Below are 7,813 nucleotides of genomic sequence, written 5' to 3'. Positions count from 1 at the left end.
GCGGTATAAAATCTCAAATACCTATCAGCCGACTCGGTCTAACCGAGGACAACCTCTTGAGGCTCCACATCTAGAGCGCGAGGAACCAAAGGAATTGGATGCGGTCGACCTCGCCCTTCGCGGGTGGACGGTATTTTCCCAAAAGTGTCAGTCGCCGGGGCCCGCGAAGCACGGAGCATATTTGAGGAGGCGCTCCGCATCGACAATACCAACGTCGATGTGCTGATGGGTTTGGTCGAAACCCACCTATGGGAAGTCAACGCCTACATGTCCCAAGCGCGTGCTGAGCAAGTCCGTCTGGCCGAGGCAGCAATGTCCAAAGCGTCGGAACTGACGCCACTCACTAGCCGCATGCATTTTTGTCGCGCCGCGTTGTTGATCGCCTTGCGAGCACCAGAGCGAGCCCTTCGCGAGATTGAACTCGCCATGAGCTTGGATCCCGATTTGCCCTATGTTCACGTGAGAGCAGGGTGGGTTAAGATTTTTCTTGGGCGTGGCGAGGAGGCCGAAGGCCATGTGACCACCGCGATGCGTCTCAGCCCGCGCGATCCAATGCTCGGAATTTGGTACGCGATTCTTGGTCTGGCGGATCTGCAACTCGGTAGGCTCGACATGGCTGCGGACCGTTTGCGGAGGGCTATCGAGATTGCTCCCAATAATGAGCTCCCCTACTTCCATCTGGCCGCGGCTCTGGCTCTTCAGGACCGTAAATCGGAAGCGGCGCAGGCCAGCGAAATGGGGAGGCTGCTGGCTCCCATTTTCCGCATCGGTAAGTGCCGCGTTGAAGTCCAAAGCGGCAACCCTGTTTTCTTACTCCAGCGCAATCGAATCTATGAAGGTATGGAAAGGGCCGGCGTCCCAGAGTGATGTCATTTCACAAGGCTAACACAGAGATGATGTCATCGATCAACGGTCAACTCCAGTGCGCTTCCACTTTCAAGGCTTCAGTTGATGCAGACCATCTTTTCGATAGACTGCGCACGGCCGGGTTGCCGGAAAAACTGCATAATGGTCGAGCAAACAGTGTCTTCAGTTCTCCTGTGAAAGCGCAAAAGACCGGTTCGGAAACTCCGAGGTAATAAGCCGAACGTCCGGTAGGTCCGCTTAGGGTCCAAAAGGCGACCTTCGGGCGCGGCTGAGTTAGGTCCGGTCAACTCCCAACAACGGACATTGCAAGACTGCCGCAGCACGTCCGAAAAGTGCCAATTCGGAAGTCGTTGTCGGTTCGGATCACTTCCGCTTTGCTCCCGAGACCGGACCTCGCGCAGGACGCCCGGCACGTCGGAAAGGGGCCACAAGCAAACGTTCCGCTCTACCCGACTAGCCGCATCAGGATGGAAAGAATGAAATGCAGAATTTTGTTTGCGGCGAGTGCAGCACGAACACGCGGGTCGATAATCACATCGTCGAGGGCGCCGCGGAAGCGGCCTTCGGCGGTCCATGCCGGATTAGGATAATCGCCGTCCATGCGACTCGCGATCATCTGCGATACTCCTGCTCAACGAGTCCGGGGAAAAAGAACAGGGCGCGACGATAAGAGAGTCTTGTGCCGTTCCCTGCAACATGGTGGGCCTGTCGTTCCCGGAGGCCGTTAACGTCATCCGGGTTCTTCTTGATCGCGACATATGCCGTGTATTGGCCCGCGTCGTCTTGCGTAAGCACGGCAAGGACGCGGCACTCTGCGGAGCAGACCCCGTGAGTGAGATCGGGGATCGCTCCGTCCGATGTTTGAACGATCTTGGCCATATCAACGACCTTCCGACCTAAGCGTTTCGAGGAGTTGCAGGACGAAACACCTAGAGAAGGTCACGGTCCGATCCTTCCTTCCCGTTCGTGAACAGGACGGAAAGGTCCACAGGGGCGTTAATCGCAACCACGTCGCGTCCTCGTCTTTAGCGGGAAACGCTACCGCCATATTCCCCCTCCCCACGTTTCGGGCAGCCGTTACGGGAAAGGTACGCTCGCGAACTGCCAACCTCGCGTTCTGAGGAAATGCAATAGCGGCGCGGTCTAGAGCATGAAACCAATCGTCGATCGGTTCGGCTATCGACATCACGATCACCCATCATATCTGTAACCGGCCAACCTTTCGAGACTCGGCACGGCGATTCTATTGTGTTGGGCCTTAACAAGGCCGGCGGCTTCAAGGGTCGCTAGCGCCCTGTTTGTTACCTGGCGCGACAGCCCCGCTAGGTGCCCGAGTTCTTCCTGCGTGATCTCGATGTAGCCGCGCATATTAGGATACAGTGCAGGATTGAACAGCCGTACTAGATGTCGCGCCACCCGCTCGGCAGGATCATGCACGCGATCAGATTCGATAGTAGCAATGAATTGACCCATTCTCTCGTTAAGTTGGTGCGTTAAGAATTGGGCGAACCGAAAGCTATTCTCGAACAGCCACATGAACGTGGGCCGGTTCAATACTGCCAGATGAGTATCGCACAGCGCCACAAGGTCGTACTTGCGCGGCTCGTTCTTCAGGATCGTGCCCTCGCCGAACCAGCCGCCGGCGCAAACGCCCGCATAGGTCATGGGCTTGCCGGCCTCCGAAACGGCGCTCATCTTGACAAGGCCGGTGGTGATCCCGGTCCAGAAGTCGAAGCGGTCACCCCGATGACAGATATACGAACCCGCGTGATAGCGCCGCTCACCCATGCCCGCGATCACGCTCGCAGCCTCCTCCTCCGATAGGATGTCGGCCCAGAAGGCTACCGTTCGTAGTTCCGATTTGGCGCTCAACCTTGTATCCATAGCTGCGGCGTCCGCTTGTCGAAAACTCACGTTGCAGCACGACAAACCTGGCGTCGCATCGTTGGAAAAGTTCGGGGCGGGTGAAGCCGATTTTGCCAACCGTTCCGTCATGACAGAGCTCTATCTCGGCGCGCGGGCGAGCAGCGGCGCGCTTTAAGAGGTTGAAAAGCTTCCAGCGCCGCAAGCGATGGCTATAGCAGGCGCGCCTTAAGGTGCGCTCCCAACCAGGACGTAGTCAGCTTAGACGCACCAGCGCCACTGCTCGCCCGCGCCGACCCAGTGACGGATGGTTCATTGTCGAGGTCTATTCCGCGGCCTCCCGCTTCTCGCCGTGAGAAGCAAGGTCAAGCGCAAGTTGCATCGACTGGTGATAATGGATCATCGCCGGCTCGTTGCGGCCGTAGACCGTGTGGGTCTGCGCTCCCGACGTCAGGCCAATCTGAATGCTACGTCCGGTCGGAAAGTCCTCGCCCGTCACCACGTCGAGAACGAGCTGCATATTCTTGTCCCAATGGGTGCGCTCGTGGTCGGTGCTCGGCGCCTTCGGCACGTAAAGCCCAAGCTCCATCACGGCACGATCCGTACGCCCCTCGCTCGGAAAGACCCGCGCGAGTTCGACATGGTCTCCCTGAACAAGCAGCACGGTATTGGGGAACAGCGAGTAGACCAGCGTGGTGTTCCACATCAGGTCCCAACTGTCTTCGGGCTCGCCCTTGAGCCGTTCCAGCTTTTTGCGCGGAAAAGTCAGGCGGTGATTGAGGCCAAAAGCTTCGAAGTCCGTCACGTTGCCGTGCAGCAGATCCCTGAGCGAGTCTCGGTGCAGGAAGCCGATATGATAGCCTTCGTTGAACGTATCCACGAGAATCTTCCAGTTCATCGTCTCGGGGATCACGCGCTTGTCATAGAACGTCCATGATGCGAATTCGAACGAGGCAAGCTCAGGCCCGAGTCCGCCGAGCCACGGATCGATATCGAAGTCGGTCGAGCCATCCACCGCCGTCGTCGGGATCACCCACACCAGGCCGTGCTTCTCGCACAAAGGCAGCTCGGCGAGCGCCGACCGCTCAGGGCGCACGTCCGGAAAGCAGCGCTCGTCGGGAATGCCCATCACCTTGCCGGCGAGATCGTAGGTCCACGCGTGATAGGGGCATGAGAACAGACGCGCGCTGCCGCAGCCCTGGGCTACCTTAGCACCCCGGTGCCGGCACACATTGAGGAATGCGCGCAGTTTGCGGTCGCGCCCGCGCACGACCAGAATAGGCACGCCAGCATAGTCATCGGTACGGAAGGCACCGGGCTCGCCCCACTCCGAAGCAAACCCCATCACGATCGGGTGCTGGCGAAACAGGATCTGCTGTTCCCGGCCCAGACGCTCCGTGTCGGTGTAGACCGACACATGATTTTGCCAGGGCGCCTCGGCCATGGCGGTGGTTCTCGTGTCGACGTAATGCAGCAGCCGCTTCAAGATGCGGATCTGGTCTTGCCTGCTCACTGGGACCTCCGTTGCTCATACTACACCCTGATACGCACCGTATCAGCCAAGCGGCCGGTCAAGCTTGTCAGGGAACGCGGGGCAACCCTTACAGATATTGAGTTTTGTCGACAACTATTCTCTAAACAACTTTTATTGACTTGCCAGCGTCGCTGGCTTCCGTTGCAAACCCCGAACCTTTGATAATGAGGCCATCTCGGGCGGCCGGAGACTCTTCGCCATCCGGTTAATGTGCTCTGGATGAATGCACTGAGAGCGTTCGACTGCGAGCAGCACAGCCGCTCGGTGTCTCGGCATGGCAAGGAGGTTGCGCGATGAAGTCTCCTGACTACAATCCAGCGGCGTTGGCGGCGGATCATTTCAAGGCCTTGAAGACCGGCGACGGCGCGCTAGCCTGTTCGCTGCCCGGCGTAGCCGGCTTCATGGCTACCAGCGCCAGCGAAAGCGGCCACCGCCAAGGCGATAGCCGTTGCGTAAGTAGCTGCGCGGCTGTGCGATCCGCAGCGAAATAGCTAGCGGCGCACGCAACAGAAACGTTGAAAAATGATGGAGTCTGGCTTGGCCGCAGAAAGATGCTGCAGCGACACGAACGCTTTTCGGATCATCCCGAGAGCCGCGCGGGAGTGGTCGATCCCGGCGTATCAAAACAATCCGGCTGACCGGCTCTTACTCTTCAACCTCTTGTCTTCCCGACTTGCTCAAGTTGACCGCGAGAGTTTTTAAAGCCTGATGCATGATGCCGATATCTTTCTTTGATACCGATGAAAGCGCGCTGGATACGATGTCACGCAGAACCGGGCCATACTGCTCGTGCAAGTGAACCCCTTTCGGGGTCAACTTCACGATATTGGTCCGCATATCGGCGCGCGTCCGCTTCACCAGCCCCTTTTCTTCCAAGCTGACGACAAGCCGTGTCACCGCCGGCTTGTCGCGTCCAGTGGCCTTCGCGATAGCCGTTTGCGGAGCTTGCTTCTTGAACCAGAGATATTCCAGAACGCTCCATTGCTCGGCGGTGAGGTCGGCTCCATTCGCCTTGAATCCCCGGATGATAGCTCCCCTCAACGCGTGATGGGCCTGGTTAAGCCAGTAAAGAGCGTTAGGACCAGACTCGAATTTTGGACGGGTCGCCACGGTTCGACATTCCTTCTCGGTTGTCCTGAACTGATGTTGGGAAACTGTTGCCGCACAGCCGCATATCGACTAGATATAGGAGAGGACACTCGAAGTAGTCATTATTGTTGTCCGGACGTTATGGCTGATTTGCTCGGGATCGTCACCGCACAATCGAAAGTCGATGGCGCTACAAAGAAGGGACCGTCGCTCAGGCGCAAGGTTGGCTCAGGCTCACAGCGAGGCCATCTGGCCCGGCATCTACTCCAATCCCGCCAGCACACAATGAAGAGACAACAGTTTGGGCGGCTGTTCCGCACTGACCGCTCCTGCACCATTCCTCGCCAAAAAGCCTCGACGGAAGCACCGCCGTTTTCCGCTTTAGCGAAGCGTCCCGGTTTTGACAAAGCCAAAGTTGCGTTCTTTCTCCTCGATCCTCATCCGAAAATGCCGAACATGCAGTTGAGCCGCGCGGAGGTGGCCGACATTGCAGCTTAAATAACTACCCTGAAGTAGTCGCTTCGCTAGGACGTGTACTCATCTGTGGACGCCCCGCCAGATGCAAGCGGTTTTTGAAGAAGATTGGCACATAGTCGGATACTGCCATCTGTCCGGCCTCTGAAACAGCGATGGAGCTGCGGGCCCGTATGGGAGTTCGCGGACCGGGACCAAATCATAAATGCGTGCTCCAGGTACGATGAGTACATCTGGTTCTTCCAGCCCCGTCTCGCCGACTGTTGCGCGATACTCTCCTTCGACCGACTACACCTGCGACGACCTCAGGTCCGCCGGGCTTACGCGCGACCGGAGCTCTGTAGTTTTCCTGCTTTACAAGGAGCGCCCAGATGACCCGTGCCATCTTGTTGGCGAGTTGCGACGGTCACCCCATCATAAATCGAGCGTGCTGAATGCGGGTTGCTCAATGTCCGGTTTGCACCTGAGAGCGACCGAATAACGGACATCGCGGAAGGTCCGAGTTGTGCTAACAACGGAAGTCGTGTCCTATTCGATCACCTCGTCGGCGAGCGCGAGCAGCGACGTCGGCACCGTGAAGCCGAGCGTCCGGGCGGTATGGTAGTTGATGACAAGCCTGCGCGACTTCTTCTTCAAGCGCCGGCTCTTGTCATCGCGGTCCATCCGTCGGTGCCGGCTCATACCTCAATGTTGAGGCGCCCTTGGAGGCCGGGAGCAATCCCGGCCCCGTAGGTTGGTGCAGGCTGCCGTCTATTACAGCAACAAGTCCAAGTATTGATGCTCGAACACATGGAATGCGCCGTGCAAGCTCTTGGCTTCGGCCGGCGCTTCGGCGAGCCCTGCCTCAAGATTTACCACGGCCTCTTGAGTAGCCTGGCCTATTAAGAGTTGGTCGGAAAGGGGGAGATGTTGCAATACGCCGCCGGCCGCAAGCCCAGCGACGATGCCAAGGGTGGCAAACCCCTCAAACAGACCGGCCTCGGGGTCGTAATGAGCGTCGCCGGGATCTGTATACGTTAGTGCGTGCATGCTCTCCACAAGCTGAACGTCTGCTGCTGCTCGTACCAATGGGTTAGTAGAACTTTGGTACACGAAGTCGTGCTGATAAAACAACGCATCGAGCGGGTCTACTGGAGGTGGGTCGGCCGAGGTTCCCGTAATATTTCCACCCACCTCGCCAGCAGAATAATTCGGACCACCATAGTTCCCATAAGTGGGAAGTGGGATGCCGTGCGTCGCAAAGGGGTCTAGCGAGTTGAAGTCAAAGTAGGAGCGTATTTCCCAGTTGATGTACATGGTCTCCTCCTTTCATTGGGGGACGCCGTAGGATCGCGCCCCACGGTGGCTGCCCCATACCCAACCTACCACAGACCGTCCAAAGAGTGTTTGGGCAGTTGTGAGCCGAGGACAAGCCCGATGGCCAACTTGTACTGTGAAGATCGCGGAAGTCGGCACCAGCTTCTTGGCCGGACCCTATCTCGTCACCAAAAGCGAACTCATTGAGTTCGCTAAGCAGTATGATCCGGTGCCCCGCCACATGAGGAGGCTGCGGCGCGTTCAATTTTTGGGGGGCTGACCGCATGCAGCGCCCATACCTTCTCGATCTACGTTTTGTTGACGACCCGGATTCAGCCACGACTCCATGTCCTTGCGGGAATGGGCTGGGATGAGAACGCGGTACGCCCGGACGACGCGCTCGATCTGGAAGGCACGGTTTTGGAGAAACGCGAGTCGAAGTCGAAACCCGACAGGGGAATCGTTCGCAACCAAGTCCGCTTGCTCAACCAAAGACGCGAGACGGTGTTGCAGTGCATCAGCAGTGTTCTGGTTGCGAGGCCGACCGGATGCGAAAGCATCGACGTAAGCCGTTCAATAGGTGCCGTCGGTTGGTTTTCGCTCCGATGTCTCTTAATGGGATGGTCCGGCCGTGCTCCTGCCCCGCCAGCAAGCGAAGCTGGCAAGGGGCGCCAAAGACGAGGAGCACGC

General features: G+C 58.1%; 9 protein-coding genes. 2 read left to right on the top strand and 7 right to left on the bottom strand.

The window, feature by feature from the left end; all coding sequences use genetic code 11:
- The first annotated feature begins 144 nt into the window (after nt 1-144).
- Complete coding sequence (locus tag JQ624_RS37655) at nt 145-867, top strand: tetratricopeptide repeat protein (protein WP_212423917.1); 723 nt, start codon at nt 145-147, stop codon at nt 865-867.
- A 445-nt stretch (nt 868-1,312) separates the two neighbouring features.
- On the opposite strand, the gene JQ624_RS37650 is transcribed toward JQ624_RS37655, so the two are convergent.
- The 5 genes from JQ624_RS37650 to JQ624_RS37630 form a co-directional block, all read right to left on the bottom strand.
- Nucleotides 1,313-1,483 carry a hypothetical protein gene (locus JQ624_RS37650; RefSeq protein WP_212423916.1) on the bottom strand — a complete coding sequence of 57 codons (171 nt, stop codon included), beginning with the start codon at nt 1,481-1,483 and terminating at the stop codon, nt 1,313-1,315.
- A complete protein-coding gene (locus JQ624_RS37645; RefSeq protein ID WP_212423915.1) occupies nt 1,480-1,746 on the bottom strand; it encodes a hypothetical protein in 267 nt (88 codons plus the stop codon). Before JQ624_RS37645 ends, JQ624_RS37650 begins: the two co-directional genes overlap by 4 nt.
- A gap of 312 nt (nt 1,747-2,058) precedes the next feature.
- A complete protein-coding gene (locus JQ624_RS37640; RefSeq protein ID WP_409334424.1) occupies nt 2,059-2,739 on the bottom strand; it encodes a Crp/Fnr family transcriptional regulator in 681 nt (226 codons plus the stop codon).
- 316 nt (nt 2,740-3,055) lie between these two features.
- The gene (locus tag JQ624_RS37635) at nt 3,056-4,243 is read right to left on the bottom strand and encodes an SRPBCC family protein (protein ID WP_212423914.1); all 1,188 of its coding nucleotides are present in this window, start codon (nt 4,241-4,243) and stop codon (nt 3,056-3,058) included.
- A 666-nt stretch (nt 4,244-4,909) separates the two neighbouring features.
- Nucleotides 4,910-5,374 (bottom strand): MarR family transcriptional regulator, encoded by a 465-nt coding sequence (locus tag JQ624_RS37630; protein ID WP_212423913.1) that lies wholly within the window; start codon nt 5,372-5,374, stop codon nt 4,910-4,912.
- A gap of 120 nt (nt 5,375-5,494) precedes the next feature.
- On the opposite strand from JQ624_RS37630, the gene JQ624_RS37625 reads away from it, so the two are divergent.
- Nucleotides 5,495-5,851 carry a hypothetical protein gene (locus JQ624_RS37625; RefSeq protein ID WP_212423912.1) on the top strand — a complete coding sequence of 119 codons (357 nt, stop codon included), beginning with the start codon at nt 5,495-5,497 and terminating at the stop codon, nt 5,849-5,851.
- A 504-nt stretch (nt 5,852-6,355) separates the two neighbouring features.
- Here the strand turns inward: JQ624_RS37625 and JQ624_RS39465 are convergent.
- Nucleotides 6,356-6,490, bottom strand: coding sequence for a hypothetical protein (locus JQ624_RS39465; RefSeq protein WP_283817016.1), 135 nt, complete (start codon nt 6,488-6,490; stop codon nt 6,356-6,358).
- A 90-nt stretch (nt 6,491-6,580) separates the two neighbouring features.
- Nucleotides 6,581-7,123, bottom strand: a complete 543-nt coding sequence (locus JQ624_RS37620) for a hypothetical protein (protein WP_212423911.1) — start codon at nt 7,121-7,123, stop codon at nt 6,581-6,583.
- Nucleotides 7,124-7,813 lie beyond the last annotated feature (690 nt).

The organism is Bradyrhizobium sp. AUGA SZCCT0283, from assembly GCF_018130385.1.
Classification (GTDB): domain Bacteria; phylum Pseudomonadota; class Alphaproteobacteria; order Rhizobiales; family Xanthobacteraceae; genus Bradyrhizobium.
This window is presented reverse-complemented; position numbering and strand designations above follow the sequence as displayed.